Raw genomic sequence first — 16949 nt, forward strand, 5'->3', positions numbered from 1 at the left:
CGATCTGATACTCTCCTTATGAAAGAGGACTACCAACTTATGAGTGGTATGAGGCATGCAAAGCTCGGCATTTTTCGGGGGACCAGCGCGACGTCTGATGAAATGACGCATTGGCGCGCACCAAAGCCCCCACCGATCAAGCACTACCGCTGCGATTGTCGCTCCCGGCACGCGCAAAAGAGGTGGAACCTTTGGCCTCTGGCCGCACTCCTCGTAAATGCGCTGCTTTGGGCTGGACTCTACTTTATCATCGCAGCGTTCTTCTGAAATAATCCTCGCGGACGGCAGAGGCGCGAGGAGCTTTCCGACGCCTCTCGCAGGCCGCGGCCGCACCATCTGCAGACCATCAACCGGACGTGGAGACCTCTTTCACAGACTTGGTTCCAGCGCACACTTCGCCCGACTACCTGGAAATCTGCCCCTCGGACCAACGTAAAGGAAATGTTGAGGCATGACGCAGATGTCTCGAATTGGCGAAACTGATATGCAACTGCAGCCGCGACGAAGTTCCAAACACTGGACCTGTAACAGCTGAGCGTTCCGGCGCAGATGGCATACGGGCTTCCGCGTTAACTGCGACGCATCGACTGCAAATTGAGGTGTAAGTTGCGCATTTTTTTATATGAGAATTAGCTTTCGAGAAGCTGACTAAACAAGTAGGCCTGAAGGAGCGTTCGGCAGGCGGACTGCTCCGCCTTCACATATATGTCGCGATCTGGAGCGCGGCACAGGACCGTCAGGATGCGCCACCCTGATGCCCCTCAACGTCCCTTCCAGGCACTGACTTGCTCGCTGAGCGACATTTGCGTGGCCATTGGGTTGGCTAGCGATCAACAGGCTGGCGCCTTTTGATGATCCGAAGGGACGCTCTACAGCTCTTCCTCATGCCAGGTCTCGTCCTCCTCTTTGTGCATCTGCCACACGTGGGCGCGCCGAGCCAGCTTGTCGTATTCCACGGCAATTTTGAGCAGCCTGTCTTTGGCTTTTCCGTCAGCGAGCGCTTCCGCTTTCTTTCGCGTTGCTTCCGCACGGCCTCGCCAGTGGTCGGGTTGGTAGAGTTTACTTTTCGGATTCATGCCGCGAGCATGCAATTCGCAGATCAAAGAAATGCGACACCGGCGCTCCGTATAATCACGTAACAGCGACGGTCGGAGCCACGGTTGCGAAGCGGACAGTCGCATGCACAGCCGCTATTCTGAAACACCACAGTGCGCTTTGCAGCCGAGGCTCTTACGAAGAATGCACAGCTCCGACATCCTCAGGCGATCAGACGCACGAAGGGGCTTGAACCGCACGTAGCGTTAGATTGTACGATCCTCGACAAGCGGGAACCACGTCCGACAATCCAGACCGTTCCGGACAGGTCATGAGAATTGCGAATGTTTCAGACATCTAAACTCGCCTGGCGCGACTCGATCAGGACGATAAGATCCTCCAGGTGCATCCTTGTCCGCGCTGCGTCGGAGTTGTTCCTGTCGCGGCTGGACGAAATCGCGCGTTTCGAGCTCTGCACGGTAGGCGCTCCCACCACCGTCGCCTCGGCAGAGCGGACGATGGAGGCTCCGTCCCAGATACGCCACCCAAGGTCTTCACATATCGCGGAGCACAGGCGCGATTACACCAAACATAGTCTCGGCGCGCGCCATCATGGTTCGCTCTGAACGATCGAATGCATCATCAACAGTGGCTTGGGCGCACCTGCCCCTTTTGCCTGCTCTCTCTGCCTCGCGATAGCTGGCACGAGCCCTTCCCTGCTACGGCGTCATTAGTCGGTTGGCGGTACGGTGAGCCAGAGTACCTAAGCACATGTCAGGCGCCAGAATGCCTCGCGACGTCGAGGCATGCACCGAACAACTGGAAGTTCCAGAATGATCACTTGCTGGACCAGCTCAGCCGCCAGTGCTTCCACGGTTAGTGGTGCTGCGCCACTAGGGCACGTGTCGTTTCTGTCGTGCCGGACAGATGACCAGCACCGTGCGGACCGCAAAAGCGGAAGCACGAGCATGCCGGCACCGTCCTTAAGCAGTTCCGGCCTGTTTACCGGTTGACAGGTCATGTCGCGCTCCGCGCACAGGACAATAACCTAGCTACACGGACTTGAAAGGATATCATGACTCAAAATCAACGAAGTCAGTTAACTCCGCGCCTCACAATCTACCACTGCGCCATCGCTCTTGTCGTCGCAATGACAGCTGTAATCCCCGGGCCGGTCAACGCGCGCGATCAAACGCCGACCGCAGAAGAGAAAGAGGCCTGCATGGAGGACGTATTCCGCCTTTGTAGCAGCCACATACCAGATCGCGCAGCTATCACTGCCTGCCTCAGATCCAAGCAGGCGAGCCTCAGTCAGCAATGTCGCCACGTGATCTCCGTGCGAGACACTGGCAAGAAAAGCAGCGAATCGAAGTGACGATGTGCCGGCTGTTCGTTTGCCGTTTCAACGCTTCACCACGGCGGCGCCCGAAGGCTAAAAGGCTTGTAGGATGCGGTGATCCGGCCGGAACACCGCGGTAAACAGACCGCTGCGGACGCGGCCACCGGGCGCGAGGCAGTGTCATCGGTCCTACGACAAGAAACTGCAGTGTTCTAGCTGGTCGATGATCTCCTCTCGACGGCACCACCGAAATGGAGAGCTTGACCCTCACGTTGCGTCAGGTTGTAGCCTCGCCAAGTGTGCCCACACACAACCAACTGCCGCCTCAAGCGTCAATGAGGCCATGCCGCGTGGGGCGGGCCGCTGCATCAAGGCAATCGGTGCCGGGTCTCTTCAACGATGTCTCGCTGAACGGAAGAGCTCAAGGTTTGGACAGGGAACGTGTAATCGATGGAAGTTCTTAGATCGATCATCGGCAAAGTTGCCACAGGCGCCGCTCTGACGCGTGACGAAACTGCGTCAGCCTTCGACAGCATGATGTCGGGTTACGCAACTCCCTCGCAAATCGGTGCCTTGTTGATGGGGATGCGGGTCCGGGGCGAGACGGTCGAAGAAGTCACCGGCGCCACCTCGGCCATGCGGAATAGAATGCCGCGGGTCGAGGTGGCATGCGAGCCCGTCGGTCTCGCTGGCACGAGCGAGACCCTTATGTATTCCGTCAAGGTGTCGACCTGCGCTTCCTTCATCGTCGCCGGGGCCGGCATTCCTGTCGCCAAGCATGTCAACCGCGCTGCGTCTTTTGGTTCAAGCACCGCAGACGTGTTGGCGCGCCTCGGTGTGAAGGTCGATCTCAAGCCTGAGGCCATCGCACGTTGTGTGCAGGAAGCCGACATCGGCTTCATGTTTGCGTCAGCCCATTATCCGGCGATGCAGCGCATTGGGCAGATCCGGAACGCAGTTGGAACCCATACGATCTTTAATCTGATCGAGGCTCTGTGCAATCCGGCCGGGGTCAAGCGGCAGATCGTTGGGGCTTTGTCTCCCGAATGGGTGCAGCCTCTGGCGTGCGTCTTGAAGAACCTTGGTGCCGAGTCGGCTTGGGTTGTTCATGGCTCGGACGGGCTCGACGAACTAACCCTCACCGGCCCATCATTTGTCGCTGCGCTTGAGGCAGGTATAGTCCGCACCTTCGAAGTGACGCCGGAACAAGCCGGGCTCCGCCGCTGCCGCAACGACGCGCTGGAGCGCAGCGATGCGGAGGCTAATGCCGTTACGCTGCAAAATGCGCTTGATGGCGCATCAGGTCCATTTCGCGACGCCGCGCTTTTGAACGCGGCGGCGGCGTTGGTCGTGGCCGGGCGGGCCTCGACACTGCAGGAAGGCGTAGCACTTGGACAAGAATCACTTGATCGCGGCGCCGCAGCCGCTCGACTGAAGCGCCTCATCGCGGTTTCGAACGCCTGAGAACCGAGTTGGCCGATGTTCCAGTATTGCGACCAAGTCTGCAGCTCACGAGCGCAAAAATATTGCAGCCAGGAATGCACGTCACTTCTGCTGAATTTCAAGGAGCGTGCGCCGCCTGAGCTCGGCCTGACGCCAATTCGCGTTGAGCACGGGACGCTAGAGCCAACTTTCTTATCGAAGAGAGCCTGTTGCAGCCCGGGTTGCCGAGGTGAGAACCCACGACGAAGCGCTGCGCGCCAAAGGAGATAATCGATGATGTCCTGGCAGAGGATTGAGACACTCGGATCTATTGCAGTGATAGAACACATCATTCGCAAGTTTCGGGAATTGATCGATACAGATAGCTCAATCCCGCCGGAGCTGCGTGGTACGCTGCACGCGACGCTCGATCAGCATCTTCTCGAGGCAAAAACACGTGTTCTCCTAAAAGTACATTAGGTGCGCCGATGCCGTCTACATGCGGAGACACTCTGGCAGGCGCGGGCCGATGCCGCAATCGGCATCATCCGGTCCGCACGAGGCCCGGCGAGGTTCCAGCCCAGCTGGTCGGAGCGCGACCACCGCTCCATGTGCACTGGCGCGTCGCCGGGCTGCTCAGCACGGTTCGCTGTTTGATGGGGGCCCTGTTGAAACAGTGGCGGCGACAATTCTCAGTTCCGCCGCCGCGATCGCCATCCAACGTAACGCGCCGAGATATTGCACGTCCGTCCGGTCATGACTGTAGCTGATCCAGAGGACATCAAAGGCATACTCGGTCTCAATCTGAGCCTACTCGTCACGCAATTTTGAAACCGGGTACCCCATTACAGGCCCAACAGGGATCAAAGTCGTCTCTGGTGTGGAGACACTAGAAGTGGGGTTCAACTGCAGAGGCTGATCATGACCCACCAGTTCTCTCCTGCGATTCGGGATATGCCGTCTATCCGACCGGCAGAGTTCCGCCATGCCATGCAAAGCCTGCCAAGTGGTGTCGCCATCGTGACGACCGGGACGGCAGCCGGAAGACGGGGACTGACGGTGAGTTCTGTGACGTCCATCTGCATGGAGCCGCCGTGCCTGGTCGTTGGCATCAATGCCCGCTCCGAAGCACATGATGACATCCTTGCCAATGGCAGCTTTGGAGTCAGCGTTCTCCGCAGTGACCAGGAGGACCTTGCCTTGCGTTTTGGCGGTGAGGATGGGGCGAAAGGCCTTCACCGCTTCGATACCGCGCCCTGGGATCAGGGCGTCCTCGATGTACCGCTATTGCCCAACGCATTTTGCGCGCTCGAATGCGTTTTGTATGACCACAAGGTGCTTGGCACACACACCGTCTTTATCGGACGAATTATCGCGACCCGACAAAGCGATGGCAGTCCATTGATCAACTTCCGGGGCGCGCTTCGTACTTTTGACTGAGTGCGATCTTTGGCGCAGATCCCGTCGGGAGAGCAGAACGGTCGATGGCCTCAATCCCTGGTCGCTTCCACGCCAGTCATCGAACGATTCCCCGGGCCGCGCCTAGTTTCACAAATTTTAGCTCGTATTGAAAGGCCTTATCAGCTCCGGCGATTTCGGCGCTTCGCCTGTCGTGCTATGCTTGCGCCGGTCTGCGACCTTCCGCGTCGGGACGCGTGCGGGTTACCTGGTCAGGACAATGCGCTTTTCCGATATCCCAGTAAGGTCCTGAGTAGATCCAACCACAGCTTACCAGAACGTCAACTCCAGTACTTCCTCGGCCTGCATAATCCCGTCGAAAACTACCAGCTTTGGTAGATCAGTTGTGATCGACAGGCGAGTAGTTTTGTTGCCGCAGCAAGGATCGGGTCCAGAGGCACGCCCCAGGTCACTACGGTTGGCGCTTCTCTAGATCTTCGGGCTCAATTCTGATGTGAGTACATGGTGATGTCATGATCTTGCAGAAGCGATGAGAAGCCGAATTCAAAGACGTCAGACAACTATGTCCAGCAACGCGTTCGAGATCGCCCAGATTCTCGAGGGCATTCGCCGCTGGGTCCTGATCGAATCTCCGACGGAGCGACCGGATCAGATCAACAAACTGGCTGATGTTGTCGCAGCAGGTTATCGCGACCTGCCAGCCAGCGTTGAGCGCGTTGCGGGGCGTGACGGCTGCGGAGATCATTTGGTCACCCGCTCTTCTTGGGGGCAGGGCGTACCAGGCATTCTGGTGTTGAGCCATCTCGACACAGTTCATCCGGTGGGATCCATCGAACGGCTACCATTCAAGATCGAGGGCGACCGTGCGTTCGGCCCCGGGATCTACGACATGAAAGGCGGTGCCTACCTGGCCTATCACGCATTCCGGCAAATCTCCGCCGATGATGCACGCCCGCCGCTCGGCATCACGCACCTCTACGTCTCGGACGAAGAGATCGGCAGCCCAACCTCGCGCGCGCTGATCGAGGCCGAGGGCCGCAAGGCCAAATACGTACTGGTGACCGAGCCGGCGCGCGACGGGGGCAAGGTCATCACGGGGCGCAAGGGCGTTGCGCGCTTTGACGTATTCATCAAGGGCGCTCCCGCGCATGCAGGTACGCGACCCGAGGACGGCCGCAGCGCGATCCGGGAACTCGCCCATGTGATCCAGACGCTGGAGGCGATGAACGATCTCACGCGCGGCATCACCGTCAATGTCGGCGTCGTCCGCGGCGGCACCAGGCCCAACGTCGTCGCGGAACTGGCCTATGCACAAGTCGACATGCGCGTCCCGACCATGGCCCATGCCGACGAGCTGGTGCCGAAGATTCTCGGCGTCACCTCGCGCACCGAGGGCGTCAGCGTGAACTATCAGGCGGATTGAACCGTCCGCCATATGAGAAGACCAGCGCCGGTGCCGCACTTTACGCACACGCTAAAAAGCTCGCCGCCGAACTTGGCTTCGAGCTGCTCGACGCGTTCAGCGGCGGCGGCTCCGATAGCAATTTCACCGCGCCGCATACCGCGACCCTTGATGGCCTTGGCGTTGACGGCAAGGGCGCGCATACGCACTATGAGCAACTCTACATCTGGTCGATTGAACCTCGCGCGCGGTTGCTGTACCGCCTGTATCAGACGCTGCGATAATCCTGGCGCCAGGCGAAGTCAGTGACCGCGACGTGCGTTTTGATTGACGGCCGCCGGCAGATTCGCAGGACCGTTCTTCGCCCTCCCCAAGGGCTACAGGCTGCGCCCCGTCAGGCCGACCTCATCGAAAACTATCGGCCGCATGCCGGATTTCGCATTGCAAATCAGCGTCGGATGGAAGTGACCGAGCTATCCGATGACGGCAGCGGAGGTCAGGGGGGCAATCGGCTGCAAAGGTAGTGAGCACTTGGTCGCAAAAGGGGTTTCCGACAATGGGCTTATCGGCAACGGCCCCGATCAAAGGGAGACGAACTTTCTTGACGCAAATCGCCGCGCCGAATGCGTGCGACACGAGACCGGACGGCGGACCGATTTGGGAGCTTGGCCACGTACATACGGCTCCATAAAAGGGCTTGAATCGGACGTAACGTTAAGTTGTACGATTTTGAGGTGGGCACCTATCTCGGTCTGCCGCCGGGATTGTGAAGGATTGCGAATGTCTCAGCTGGTCAGATCCTCGTCCCCATGGTCAGTCAGGATCCTCATCCCCCGTGGCGGGTCGGTCGGAAGGGTTCTGCGAGTCCCAATTGCGGCGCTATGGCTCGAGCGTAGCTTTGAAAGGCTCGCCATTCCGGAAGCGAGACTACGTGGCTGTTCTGGCCCGGGGCACCAGAGAGCCGACGAGGTCAGAATTGAGCGACGTAGGCCTCCATCCGAACCCCTAAGTGGGGGCCGCTGCTTCCCGAATCTGAACCAAGCCCCTCCTCTGGCGCGGCACCGCGCCAAAATCAGTTTGCCGAACCGACTTTCCGCTCTGTTACTGCTTTCCCGTGGTAGCAAGGCATTTCCATCGCGCAAAGGTGCGACAGACGGCGGGCCTGCGCAGGTTTTCAACGAGCCTAAGCTGCAATTGTCGCTCCGCGTGGCCAGCGCGGCATCGGAAGATATTGGTTGGCATTATGGAGCAGCAAGTTGAAAGAGCCCGACGGCCTCAAGAAGGTCCTGTTGATCGACCATATTGAAGGCCAATGCCGTTGCATCATCGGCTTCAAAGATGGAGATGCCAGAGAGGCCTATATGTGCGGCGAGCCTGTATATCAAAGACGCGGCAAGAAACTGTCTTCGTGGTGTGTTTATCACTACGGACAGATGCACACGACCGCCCAGGAGAGCAAAGAGAGAGATCAATCGGCCGAGATCCCTCAAGCAATATCCATTGTTCGCAACCCATGAGAACCATCATCCCTCCAAGGCCGTGTGATCATAGCCTGTACAAGGGGAGACCGAATCATGTGATCGGGACCTCGCCAAGCAATTCCGGGTTGCGGCGGAAACGTAATATGCGGGCGCGAGGCGCATGAATAGGTTGTTGGATCTCTGCAACCTGATCGACCGAAACGCTACGTATGCTCGCGACAACACTGCGATCCATTTCGAAGAGCAGCCTCTCAGCTACGTCAGCCTCAACCGACAGACTGAGCGTATCGCTCGCGCCTTCAATCAGCTCGGCGTGCGGAAGGGAGAGCGGATAGCGATCCTCAGGTTCAGCAGGCCGCATTTTGTGGGGCTGCAATGGTCGATGAGAACGCACCGACCTATCCTCTCTCGGAGCAAGACCGCGCGAAATCAAGCTTCGCTCAGTGCCTCACCACGGCGCAGCAAGTTCAGCATTGTTGCATCACGATCCCTTTCTGATCGCTTCAAGATATCCGGAGGTCGCGGATGCCGCGGATCCTGATCATGAATGCCGGTACGGCTCAAATGTCGGGCGCCGATCTGTCACCAGCTCAACTTTCGCTGGCCGCCACCTCGGCATACCGTTCAGCGTGGTTTGCTCGTGAGGGTGACCTGATAGTCTCCCCGGTAGTCATCCCGGCGGATCTGCTATCCTTCATTGGCGCGACGCTCGATTTCGACGCATCGAGTCTCTGTCTGCTTGTACCTCAAGGCGGCAGCCAATCGCCGGTCCTTGATGATTGCACACTCCTGTCCAAGACTGTTGTTGAGCGAATCGCCAGACATATTCGTCAGAACTCAACCTGGCGATTGTATCCCTGCTACTCTACTGAAGGCGTCGCACGCCTGGCGGCCATGCTGGGCATACCGCAGATCGGCGACGACTTCGCTCTGCAGCGAGGGCCTGATCTGTTGAACCGCAAGAGCCACTTCCGTCAATTGGCGACAAGCGTCGCACTTCCGCTGCCCAATGGATCTGTCACGACGGACTCGAACGAACTATTCAGAGCGGTCGCTTCGCTCAGAACCCAGACCGGCAGCGTCATCGTAAAGCTGGATAATGGAGCCGGTGGGGTCGGAAATGTCATTCTGACCGGCAATGAAAGCGATCCACTACCTGGGGCAAGAGATACCCGGCGGATTCCATGGCCGTCCTTTGATCCTGACGCGCTTTGGTCTGAGATGACAACGGCATCCTGTAAGACGCTGGTCGTTGAGTCCTACCACTTGGCGAAGTCTTTGTTCTATCTCGAGTATGAAATCGAGGATGATGGTTCAATCGTTTTCAGGAACAGTGGAAACATACGACTGTGTAAAAGCGCGGATCGATCTGAGAGAGCTCTGATCTGGACAGGACTTGAGCTTCCAAGCGACCTGGGGAACGAGCAATGGTTGACTGCCCAGGCGCATGCCTACCGATTTGTGGCGCTTGCGCGAAACCTGGGATATCGCGGAATGATCAACATTGACGCCATTTTCGCTACTGACGGACGGTTGCTGTTTAATGAAGCGAACGGCCGTTGGGGTGGCGGCTCGGTGTTACACAGCATTGCCGTCCGGCTGCTGGGATTCGACTATTCCGGTTGCAACGTTATTCTATCCGTAAGAAATGTTCGATCAGGATCCCTCAAAATAGCGCATGATCGTTTGGTCAGGGAAGGATTTCTGTTCGACCGCACACGCAAGGAGGGCGTGATCCCGCTTGCCGCCGACCAAGAGGCTGGCACGGTGGAGTGCCTTGTGATTGCGCGCGATAGGGCCGCGGCCCGCGATCTACAGCACCACCTACTGCGAATGGTTTGATCGAGATCACAGCGGCCATATCTTCAACCGCTCAATTCATCGGAACTTGTCCCTGCTTTCGATCGCGCGCGGTACCTGACGCTCGTCTAGCTCGAGTTCTGTCCGCTCCAATCGCGACCGCCCTTAAGTCGCTCCTGAAGGGCTGGCCGATCGGCGATGAGGTGCTCGAGGTGCATCGGCTCATTGTCTGGCCGCTCGCCCCGCGCCAATCGTCCAATCAGCGCTCGCGTCGCCTCTACCACGTAGACCTCGCAATCATGGCCGTTCTGCTGCCGGGCCAGCGGGCCGCTTGCAGGCGGAAGCCCAGACGTGCGGCGAGCTGTTCTGCAACGGTACTGTTGGAAGACCAGGCGGAGTCATAGTGATAGGCAACCGGCGCGGTAGGCACGCGCCGAACAACCAACAGAAGCGACCAGTGGGCGCCACCGCCAGTAACGCCAGCATCGTTCCCGGGCACGGACAGGCGGTATCGTAGCCATCCTGATCATTGACGATCTGCTGGAAGGTTTGTACGCGGTCGCTCCGGCTCGGATCAAGCGCAGCAGCTGGGCTCGCGCAGGTTGAACGAATCGGGTCTGGGCGGCAAGATCGGGCTCGTTCCGTTGCAACTCTTCCACATGCTCATCGCCCTGGCCGCCTTTGGACAGTGACACAAGATGGCCAAGCTCCCCCCTCTCCTGAGAGCTCCCCCCTTACCAAGTTCACTCGAAAGCGAATTTTCGGCCACCCCACCTCATACGCCAGCGGTAGAACTTTCGATGATCCGGCGGTTCGCGCCGCTGCGTTTTGAACAGAAATAGACCAGCGATCTGCGCTCGCCGGACAGCACAGGCTTCACCTCGTGCCGGAGCTTACATGTGGTGATAAGCACGGCGCCAAATGGCGGTCGGAATACCTGGTGTTCGTACCCGTTTGGATATACCACGAACCCACCCCCCTCGAAGTCCCTCGCCAGCTGCACGATCACCGCGTACTCGAAATCAGGGTCGCTCGCAGCATCCAGATGAATGCCAACAAAGGAACCAGGCGGCATCCGATGCATTTGGCATCGGCGAATCATGTAATCCGACGTGGCTCCCAAAATCTTTCTTAGCGCGAAGCTGCGGTCTTTCCTTTCGAGTAGTTCCATGATCTGCCCTGGAGCTGCACCGCTCGCGTCGCTAGGAGCGCGGCCGGGCGGGTCGACCCTCACGCGTTTGACGAAAACATTGTGCGAGTCGCCGGCATCTCCCACCCTCACTTCTTCTTCGGGAATCTCAGCCTGCAGCTGATCGATCTTGGCCAAGTCATCTTGGGTGAACAATATCTGGGGGCCGATCACGACCGTCCCCTTTACCAACAGCTCTATGCGGTATTTTGTCAAAGCTTCTTCTGAAAGCAGACGGGATTTAGGATTCATTACGCGCGCCATTCGAGTTCACTCCAGGGTCTGTCTTCAACGCAGGGCTGAAGGTCCTGCTGCATCGAGCGGAATGCTTGGTCCCAATGCTCGCCATCGAACTCGCTTACTGTTATGCGTTCGATGGTCCTTTTATCGAGGCATCGAATATTTACGCTGAACCCGGTGGGGTTCGACCGCGGCCTATAGAATGGCTTTATGCCACAAACCCGGCAAAACGTGTGCCGAGCGATGTTCTTGTTGAACTGATACGCCGTGAGGAATTCTTCGCCGCACTCAATGCCAAGCTTATTGCCAGGTACGAGCAGGTGCAGAAATCCAGACATTTGGCAGATTGAGCAATTGCATCGAACTGCAGAGAGCTCGCGCGGTGCTTTGACGTAGAATTTGACAGAACCACAGTGACAACGGCCATGGTGTTCGATCTCCGAGTGATGATCTCCCTTACGTGAGACAATTCTGAGCAGATCGCGGCACCACTGTAGGCTGAGCCGATAGGCTCGATCGAATTCATCTAAAAAGCGATCATTACGGTCAGCCGGGATAAGTTCGCCAATCAGTCGGCTTGTCATTTCTCCGTGATACTTCTCCGCTGGATCTTCTCCGCCGACATGGCTGCGGAAGTACTCAAGATCGTCAGGCCGCGCCTTAAAGGTTTTGACCAGAGTGGTCCATAGCGACTGGATCATGTCCGCAGCGTGTAGCTCGAAAGCGACCATGTAGGCGCAACGTACTAAGGGATCTTTCGATGACAATCCCGCATAGAGAGAAAGCAGGTACCGCTTCGTTGTGGCGCTGTAGTAGGGCTGTATTGCTCTGCCGAGTAGTTGCGACGCATCCTTTCTAAGCAGGTTGGCGTGGAAGTTCTCGGTCACCAGAATGTCGGGTAGCGCCGCCTTGCCACCCTGGAGAATTTGGCCATAACCTCCCGTCTCATCCCAACAGATGAAATTTCCGACCACGCTGGTCAGTTCAATGTCTCTCGCAATATCCCGATTGTGATTCATTGCATCAAAAATGAGATCCCGTTGCGACCCCGCCTGCAGGTATGGGAACGCTTGTGACATCGCTAGATATTCAGGCAACAGGCGAGCGATCTGGTCCTCGGACATCTCCGCAGCGAACGGGTGCGGGCCGAACAGGGCTCGCGCCTGCTCAGTCAAATACTCGCAGCATATTTGCGGAGGCTGATCGGGTGTAAGTCGAGACGCTTGAGATGTCATTTGACCCCTGGTGATGAGGAGGGAACGGTCTTTGACGAAGACATATCGTATCCGCCCAATTATTGGCTAACCGCGAGTTTGTTGGTTTTGATGGGCTTGTGTTCGCGCTCACCATCCAGGCGACGTTCTTGATGGCCACCTTCGCGGTAGCGGAGCAGCGGCATGTTCAGCGCTGCTCACTCGCATCGAAGGGAGCGCGTAGATCAACTGAGCGGCGGCGATCCAGACGGATTCCGGTGCACGAAAACTCCGATGCCGCGAATTCCCGGCAAGGCCAGCATACGCTTGCAGAGTCATGATGAGATATTGCGCCGCGCAGGCCCTCGCTGCTGCTGCTCCTGCCAGTCGATCGCACCGATATGAGCCTCGTACAGCATTGCAAGGACTATCCACATCTACTTGGCGCTTGGCCTTCGCTAGCAAACAGCGCGAAATGCCGGCTGCTGGCCGGCACGAGCTTCCTAAAGAGACCGCCGCTATGTTTCACCTTCGCGAGTGCCACCACGATGTCTTCTTGCACGCTTACAGCAATCACCGTGCCAACTCGTGCACTCGCTCCACAGACTCTGAATACATCGACAAAATCGCGACCGACTCCTCATCGCAAGTGTATTGAACCTGACAGCGCTTGCACGGTCGTCGGACACCAGACGGCGAAGAGCCAGCCGCCACTCACGATGGGTATAGGCATATTGAATCGCGGAGATTGGTCCAAAGTGCCACATAGGTCGGCTTCACGCCCTGATCAGCTCGACAAACGCTTTGGGGGTTTGGGCGCCAGCATGGTGATCCCGATCGCTGACGTAATCCGTCTTCGCTCGTGACAAGTACGCGAGAGGCAGTCGCCTCAACGCCGTCGAACACGTCCATAAAGTGGCATCTGGACGCATGCGCAGCCCTTTGTCGATGCGCCTGCCAATCGCGTTCAACTCCGGGCATCGATCGAGGCCATAATTTGGTCTACGGAACAGCGGTCCCAGGTGATCGCGAGCAATCGAAGAACGTCATGGACCAGAATGGTCGCGTTCTGAGATGCCTAGCTACATCTTGCGCGCTCACTGGATGCGGGTGCCTCATGGTGTTGGTACATCTTGGACCGTTTCGCCCAGGTCAAGTGTCACGGACAAGTGCAGCAAGATCGGCTTCGAGCTTCGGCTGATGCTTGAAAATAGCGTCTATCAACGCCTGCGCCGGTTGCTCGCCGGCCTCGACCAGCGCTGCCTTCTCAGCCCGCGCAGAGGGAGCGAACACTCGCTTGACGACGGTCGGCGATCCCTTGAGGCCGCATTTGGAGACGTCTTCGATACCGGCATCGTTTGCGCTCCATTTAACGATTTGGGCACGCGCGGCACGCAACGCATCCGGCATCGCGCCGCGCCGAATCTGATTCGTTGCCTCCAGCATTGTGATCAGACACGGCAGCCTCGTGTGCAGCACCTGAACACCACCTTCGGAGCGTCGTTCCGCCTCAATTGTATGGGCGGCGAGATCTAAGGATCTGACTTTCGCAACGTAGGTTAGCTGCAATACGCCCAGTCGCTTTGCGATGCCGGGCCCAACCTGCGCCGTATCGCCGTCGATGGTCTGCTTTCCCGTGAAGATGAGGTTTGTCGGGCCATATTCCTTACCGATTTTTCGGATGGCTGTTGCAAGTGCATACGTTGTGGCCAGGGTGTCGGAGCCCGCAAAGCAGCGATCGGTGAGTAGGACGGCGCGATCGGCGCCGTAAGTCAGCGCCTTTCGCAAAGAATCCTCCGCCGATGGCGGTCCCATTGTAAGCACCGTAATTTCGCCGCCGAACCGATCGCGCAGTTCCAGCGCGGCCTCGAGGGCGAAGAGGTCATATGGGTTAATGATGGTCGGCACTCCCTGACGCATGATTGTATTGGTCACGGGGTGCACGCGGATCTGCGCCGAGTCCGGAACCTGTTTGATGCAGACGACATTGTGCACGGTGTTGCTCCAAAAGCTGCGACAGTGCGGAGAGCACAGCAAGTGTTGTACCATCGCCCGCCCTTTTGGGATCGGCTTGCCATCACAGAGGCTTAGACCGGGTAATGCGTCCCTCTAGCCCGCCTCCCGACGAACGAATGCTAACATAGTCAGGACTGCGACAGCGCTTTCCGCAGGGCGCGCCAGCATGGCTTGCGACAGAACACCGCCGCCAATCACCAGCGGCCGGCGGACCGGTTGACTTAGTCCGACCTTGATCGACGGATAGGCATGACGCTTGTTAGATGTTCAGCAACCGACTGCTCGCGATTCCATGGCCCGCAGGTGACGCTAAGTATGTCACTGCGAGCAAAGTCCTCTGTCATCGAACCAGGTGAGCCCGCCTTTCGACAGCAGTCCCGCAAGCGCGCACGGTGACGCTCGGGGCCAAGTCGCGCTTGTGGGCGGACCCATTTCCTTCAGATTGTGATGAGATTACCTATCGGAGATCGCAGTAGCAGTTCCGACCGATGTCGTCGTTCAGAACCGCTTTATCTCGATTCCATATTTCCTCAGCGCGTAGCCAATCTGGCGCGGCGTTAGTCCGAGCAGGCGCGCTGCTTTCGCCTGCACCCAGCCAGATCTTTCCATGGCCGCAATGACCCGTTCGCGGTCGGCCATCTTCGCGCCACTAACGAGAACTGTGCCGGGAGGCCCCAGTGAGGCCAGTTCGCCGGCGACAGACTGGACCGGCTGGGTCGGCTGAGCTAGCGGAATGGTGGACTTTGCGGGCACCGATGGCATGGGTGCGGGCTGGTCTGGTCTCTCGTCCGACGTGCCTTTCCACAGCATCGCAGATAGGCACTGGCCGTGGCAGCATGCAAAGTCACTTCTCACGATCGATGATCCCGCGCACAGCGTCGCTGTACGCTCGATGCAGTTCTCGAGTTCGCGGACATTTCCCGGAAAGCCGCAGTTCATCAGTACATCGATCGCACTCGCCTCCAAGGTCAGCGTACGGCCGTTCTCGTTATTGAAATTTCTGAGGAACTCCCTCGCAAGCAGCGGAATATCACTGCGTCGTTCGCGCAGAGGTGGCAACAGTAAGGGAACTACACTGATGCGATAGTAAAGGTCCGCGCGAAACTCGCTCCTTCCGACAGCCTCTTCAAGGTTCTTGTTGGTCGCAGCTATTATTCGAACATCGACCTTAACAGTCTGGTTGCTGCCGACGCGCTCGAACTCCTGCTCTTGCAGAACGCGCAGCAACTTCGCCTGGAACGGAGCTGAGATCTCGCCGATCTCATCAAGAAACAGCGTTCCTTTGTCGGCAAGTTCGAAGCGCCCCTTGCGCGAGCTGAACGCACCGGTAAAGGCGCCTTTCTCATGTCCGAATAATTCGGATTCCAGGACGGTCTCAGGAAGCGCCGCGCAATTCAGCTTAACGAACGGGCGCCTGGCGCGGGACGATGATTCGTGAATCGCCTTGGCTACGAGTTCCTTTCCGGTACCGGATTCGCCACGCAGCAGAACCGTGCTGTTAGATCTGGCTACAACCGCAATCTTCTCGAGCAGCCCGCGCAGGGCTGGACTGTCCCCAATGATCCCATGGGCGTGTAGCTTCTTGCGCTCCCGAGCGGGTTGCCTGAGCTCTAGTACTTGCTTTTGTAGCCGGTCTTTCTCCGCCATCAGTCGTTCGCGATCGCAGGCGAACAAGCGATGTAACTTCACTGTTTGTCCCACCAGGTTAGCGATCATGGCGAGCAGTCGTGCATCGTACTCGAGCCCGAGACTCGACCTATCGTCGCGGATGCGGTCAACCGTCAGCGTACCCACGACCTTCGGATCAATGCGAATCGGAACCCCGATGAACGAGACTGGCATATCATCCGAGGCGCCGAGCACTTCCCGGTCGGCAGCGCTGAATAACGGCTCGGCGGCCACGTTCTCGACGACAAGAGGCCTGTCGGTCGCGATGATCTGGTCGATTGCCGTCCGCGGCAATCGCATCCGATAACGTTCGTCGCTGCCTTCGCTCCAGCCGGCGCCCACTGTAATGTCCGGCATGCCGTCGTCATCGAGCAGTGAGACGATGCCGTGTCGCATCTGCACAAACGACTGCAGAAGACCAACAACGTTGGCCAACGTGACTTCGAGCCGCGAGGGAGCGGCGAGTATTTTCGATATTTCGAAGATGCCGGTTAGCGCGCTCTCACGCAACGGCTCCCCCGAGAGATTACCCTCCGGCTCAGGTTGCGAGGCAGGTCTTTCACGTGAGGAAGGTATATCCAGCATGAGGCGGCCTCCGTTCTCTTGATCATCCTCCCTGGTACCTTGTCCTGGTTGGCGAGCTTCTTTTTGCATGTCACTCTCGCTCTAACGCCAAGTGTTGACGAGATGACATAGAACCGTAACACCTTTTCATGGCACGACGGTAAACTTACGGTGTGCTTTC

11 protein-coding genes and 1 pseudogene are annotated in these 16949 nt (G+C 58.0%); 7 read left to right on the top strand and 5 right to left on the bottom strand.

Going from position 1 to position 16949, the window contains the following annotated elements; all coding sequences use genetic code 11:
* Positions 1 to 869: 869 nt before the first annotated feature.
* Complete coding sequence (locus tag QA649_RS35635) at positions 870 to 1076, bottom strand: hypothetical protein (RefSeq protein WP_208639223.1); 207 nt, start codon at positions 1074 to 1076, stop codon at positions 870 to 872.
* A 1748-nt stretch (positions 1077 to 2824) separates the two neighbouring features.
* On the opposite strand from QA649_RS35635, the gene trpD reads away from it, so the two are divergent.
* From trpD to QA649_RS35670, 7 genes and pseudogenes are all read left to right on the top strand, one after another.
* Complete coding sequence (trpD, locus tag QA649_RS35640; protein ID WP_283021280.1) at positions 2825 to 3838, top strand: anthranilate phosphoribosyltransferase; 1014 nt, start codon at positions 2825 to 2827, stop codon at positions 3836 to 3838.
* A gap of 252 nt (positions 3839 to 4090) precedes the next feature.
* The gene (locus QA649_RS35645) at positions 4091 to 4276 is read left to right on the top strand and encodes a hypothetical protein (protein ID WP_283021281.1); all 186 of its coding nucleotides are present in this window, start codon (positions 4091 to 4093) and stop codon (positions 4274 to 4276) included.
* Positions 4277 to 4717: 441 nt separating this feature from the next.
* Positions 4718 to 5236 (top strand): flavin reductase family protein, encoded by a 519-nt coding sequence (locus tag QA649_RS35650; protein WP_283021282.1) that lies wholly within the window; start codon positions 4718 to 4720, stop codon positions 5234 to 5236.
* Between the two features lie 541 nt (positions 5237 to 5777).
* A pseudogene (locus tag QA649_RS35655) lies at positions 5778 to 6901 on the top strand (M20 family metallopeptidase).
* Between the two features lie 972 nt (positions 6902 to 7873).
* The gene (locus QA649_RS35660; RefSeq protein WP_283021283.1) at positions 7874 to 8134 is read left to right on the top strand and encodes a hypothetical protein; all 261 of its coding nucleotides are present in this window, start codon (positions 7874 to 7876) and stop codon (positions 8132 to 8134) included.
* 124 nt (positions 8135 to 8258) lie between these two features.
* The gene (locus QA649_RS35665; protein ID WP_283021284.1) at positions 8259 to 8639 is read left to right on the top strand and encodes an AMP-binding protein; all 381 of its coding nucleotides are present in this window, start codon (positions 8259 to 8261) and stop codon (positions 8637 to 8639) included.
* Entirely contained in the window at positions 8624 to 9940 is a 1317-nt protein-coding gene (locus QA649_RS35670; RefSeq protein WP_283021285.1) for a peptide ligase PGM1-related protein, read from the top strand. Before QA649_RS35665 ends, QA649_RS35670 begins: the two co-directional genes overlap by 16 nt.
* 733 nt (positions 9941 to 10673) lie before the next feature.
* Here the strand turns inward: QA649_RS35670 and QA649_RS35675 are convergent.
* The 4 genes from QA649_RS35675 to nifA form a co-directional block, all read right to left on the bottom strand.
* A complete protein-coding gene (locus QA649_RS35675) occupies positions 10674 to 11351 on the bottom strand; it encodes a 2OG-Fe(II) oxygenase (protein WP_283021286.1) in 678 nt (225 codons plus the stop codon).
* Entirely contained in the window at positions 11339 to 12502 is a 1164-nt protein-coding gene (locus QA649_RS35680) for a GFA family protein (RefSeq protein WP_283021287.1), read from the bottom strand. The genes QA649_RS35675 and QA649_RS35680 overlap by 13 nt, the downstream gene beginning before the upstream one ends.
* A gap of 1170 nt (positions 12503 to 13672) precedes the next feature.
* On the bottom strand, positions 13673 to 14515 hold the full coding sequence (locus tag QA649_RS35685; protein WP_283021288.1) for an electron transfer flavoprotein subunit beta/FixA family protein: 843 nt from the start codon (positions 14513 to 14515) through the stop codon (positions 13673 to 13675).
* 519 nt (positions 14516 to 15034) lie between these two features.
* Entirely contained in the window at positions 15035 to 16858 is a 1824-nt protein-coding gene (gene nifA / locus QA649_RS35690) for a nif-specific transcriptional activator NifA (RefSeq protein ID WP_283021289.1), read from the bottom strand.
* Positions 16859 to 16949: the final 91 nt, after the last annotated feature.

The organism is Bradyrhizobium sp. CB1717 (assembly GCF_029714325.1).
GTDB lineage: Bacteria > Pseudomonadota > Alphaproteobacteria > Rhizobiales > Xanthobacteraceae > Bradyrhizobium.

Bases quoted from the DNA above. Each gene is read 5' to 3' on its own strand.
- QA649_RS35635 (WP_208639223.1), bottom strand. From the start codon at position 1,076: ATGAATCCGAAAAGTAAACTCTACCAACCCGACCACTGGCGAGGCCGT.
- trpD (WP_283021280.1), top strand. From the start codon at position 2,825: ATGGAAGTTCTTAGATCGATCATCGGCAAAGTTGCCACAGGCGCCGCT.
- QA649_RS35645 (WP_283021281.1), top strand. From the start codon at position 4,091: ATGATGTCCTGGCAGAGGATTGAGACACTCGGATCTATTGCAGTGATA.
- QA649_RS35650 (WP_283021282.1), top strand. From the start codon at position 4,718: ATGACCCACCAGTTCTCTCCTGCGATTCGGGATATGCCGTCTATCCGA.
- QA649_RS35665 (WP_283021284.1), top strand. From the start codon at position 8,259: ATGAATAGGTTGTTGGATCTCTGCAACCTGATCGACCGAAACGCTACG.
- QA649_RS35670 (WP_283021285.1), top strand. From the start codon at position 8,624: ATGCCGCGGATCCTGATCATGAATGCCGGTACGGCTCAAATGTCGGGC.
- QA649_RS35675 (WP_283021286.1), bottom strand. From the start codon at position 11,351: ATGGCGCGCGTAATGAATCCTAAATCCCGTCTGCTTTCAGAAGAAGCT.
- nifA (WP_283021289.1), bottom strand. From the start codon at position 16,858: ATGCAAAAAGAAGCTCGCCAACCAGGACAAGGTACCAGGGAGGATGAT.